Source organism: Micromonospora sp. LOL_015 (assembly GCF_048060275.1).
In the GTDB taxonomy this organism is placed as follows: domain Bacteria; phylum Actinomycetota; class Actinomycetes; order Mycobacteriales; family Micromonosporaceae; genus Micromonospora_E.
This window is the reverse complement of sequence record NZ_JBHMIO010000165.1, coordinates 1-620: the sequence shown is the minus strand read 5'-3', so window position 1 is coordinate 620 and position 620 is coordinate 1. Positions and strand designations below refer to the sequence as shown.

Below are 620 nucleotides of genomic sequence, written 5' to 3'. Positions count from 1 at the left end.
CCGGTCACCGCACCCCTGAAAACCAGCTAACCAACTCTCCATCAAACCCGGGGCTTGACAGGGTGCTGATGGTGCCCAAGGTGCGCAGGGTGCGCAGGGCGTGCAGGGCGTGCAGGGTTTCCAGGGTGCGCAGGGTGCCCAGGGTGCCCAGGGTGCCCAGGGTGCCCAGGGCGCGCAGGGTGCTGATGGTGCCCAAGGTGCTCAAGGTGCGCAGGGCGCTCAAGGTGCGCAGGGCGTGCAGGGCTTCCAGGGCGTGCAGGGCTTCCAGGGCGTGCAGGGTTTCCAGGGTGCGCAGGGCGTGCAGGGTGCGCAGGGCGTGCAGGGTGCGCAGGGCGTGCAGGGTGCGCAGGGCGTGCAGGGCGTGCAGGGTGCGCAGGGCGTGCAGGGGGCGCAGGGCGTGCAGGGCGTGCAGGGTTTCCAGGGTGCGCAGGGTGCGCAGGGTGCGCAGGGCGTGCAGGGTGCGCAGGGCGTGCAGGGCGTGCAGGGTTTCCAGGGTGCTGATGGTGCGCAGGGTGCCCAGGGTGCTGATGGTGCCCAAGGTGCTCAAGGTGCGCAGGGCGCTCAAGGTGCGCAGGGTGCGCAGGGCGTGCAGGGTGCGCAGGGCGTGCAGGGTGCGCAGG

Annotated in this window: 1 protein-coding gene; it reads right to left on the bottom strand. The window is 71.9% G+C overall.

Annotated features, from left to right (window positions below):
- Window positions 1-4: 4 nt before the first annotated feature.
- Window positions 5-620, bottom strand: a 616-nt coding sequence (locus ACFHWU_RS29300) for a hypothetical protein (protein ID WP_416592325.1), incomplete at its 5' end; no start/stop codon positions are given.